A 1,782-nucleotide genomic window follows, 5' to 3' on the forward strand; every position below is an offset into this window, starting at 1 on the left:
CAAAGCATTCCAAATTAAAAATAGAAAAAAATCAATAAAAGAAATCAAAATAAATATACAGGATCAATAGCGCCAGGAAAACAATTATTGACTTTCTTCAGGGCAAAGCGAGAAAGATACCGTGTTAGAAAAATTAATTATGCCAGCATTTAAAACTTTAGAAATATCAAACCCCAACTTCGAAAACAATAATTTACGCTTTATAACGGTAAAAACACCGCATCTTAAAGGGCGCGGCGATATCTGCGTTTATGTTCCACCCGGCACAAGTGCTGGTGATACATTACCTATAGTTATATTACTGCATGGTATGTACGGCAGTGCCTGGAGTTGGGCCTATAGCGCCGGAATACATTTAAGGGTGAACGAGATGATCCAAAACGGAGAATTGCCACCGATGATCATTGCTATGCCATCAGACGGGCTTTGGGGTGATGGGTCGGCTTTTTTGCCGCTGAACGGTTTTAATTTTGAAAAATGGATAGCAGAAGATGTACCTGAGGCCTTACGTGAATGTATCAATGGTGCAAAAAAAAGTTCGCCGCTTTTTATCTCCGGCTTATCAATGGGTGGCTTTGGGGCATTGCGGATCGGCGCAAAATATGGCAGCCAATTCAGGGCTATATCGGGTCATTCTTCAATAACAAGTTTACCCCAGATAAAGTTCTTCGCCGAAGAGCCGTTAAAGGGCTATGCCCAGGACGACATCATTAATGAAGATGTATTTGAAACATTTTTACATTACCGCAAGCAACTCCCGCCGCTGCGTTTTGATTGCGGAACTGATGACCTGTTGATTAACTATAACCGCATCTTGCACAAAAAGATGGTAAAAGAGGGTATACCGCATCATTTCGAAGAGCACACAGGTAGTCATGAATGGGCATACTGGTCAAAGCATATTATTTCATCATTAAAATTTTTCGCAGCCTATATGTAAGTATCTGGGGACGCACGCCGGTAATAAAATTCTAAAACAAACCTGTTGCAGGCTCAGTCTAATGTAGTTACCCCATCCCGAAAAGTAACAATTGAGTTACAAATCGATATTAAAAAAATTAACTGCAAAAAAATTATCATAAAATGGTCAATTTTTATCATTCGTTAAAACTTATCAGCGGTTTCGTGCGTTATGTACACTATAAATGCGTCCCGCATTTATAATTGTGATAAGGTTTAGGTTGAAAGCCCCCAAGCAGCGAGTGTAAGGGGGCTTTTATTTTTTAGAGTCCGAAAGTCAGGAAAGACCGGAAGTCCGAAAGAATTACTTGGCTAACCTCATTAGCTTTGGCCTTGAAAAACTTTTTCTTTCGGACTTCGGGACTTTCGGACTTTCCCGACTTATCTTTACCTCTCCCATGATCGAACTAAAAAAACAATTATATCACCAGTGCCTTGAACATGTACAAAGCCGTTTGGATGCTGCTCAATTAGCTATAAATGAGGCGCAAATGGCATCAAACGATGACACTAAAAGTAGCGCCGGCGATAAGTATGAAACGGGCAGGGAAATGGCGCAACAGGAGGCCAACCGCAATATGGGCCAGCTAAACGAAGCCAATAAATTAAAGATTGCCTTGAACAGGATCAGCCCCAACAATATTACTGACACTGTGGATACAGGAAGCCTGGTAGTCACTGATAAAGCTAATTTTTACATCGCTATAAGTGCAGGTACACTTATAGTTAATAACGGCGAATATATCGCAGTTTCGCCGTTTTCACCCATCGGAACAAAGCTTAAGGGGCTAAAAGCAGGTGATAAATTTAATTTAAATGAAA

Annotated in this window: 2 protein-coding genes; both read left to right on the top strand. The window is 40.5% G+C overall.

Annotated elements, in window-relative coordinates:
* Positions 1 to 139: 139 nt before the first annotated feature.
* Positions 140 to 940 carry an alpha/beta hydrolase-fold protein gene (locus QZY09_RS06680; RefSeq protein WP_295669928.1) on the top strand — a complete coding sequence of 267 codons (801 nt, stop codon included), beginning with the start codon at positions 140 to 142 and terminating at the stop codon, positions 938 to 940.
* 418 nt (positions 941 to 1,358) lie between these two features.
* A partial coding sequence (locus tag QZY09_RS06685; RefSeq protein ID WP_295669931.1) for a 3-oxoacyl-ACP synthase occupies positions 1,359 to 1,782 on the top strand: 424 nt, incomplete at its 3' end.

This window comes from uncultured Mucilaginibacter sp. (assembly GCF_903913935.1).
GTDB lineage: Bacteria > Bacteroidota > Bacteroidia > Sphingobacteriales > Sphingobacteriaceae > Mucilaginibacter.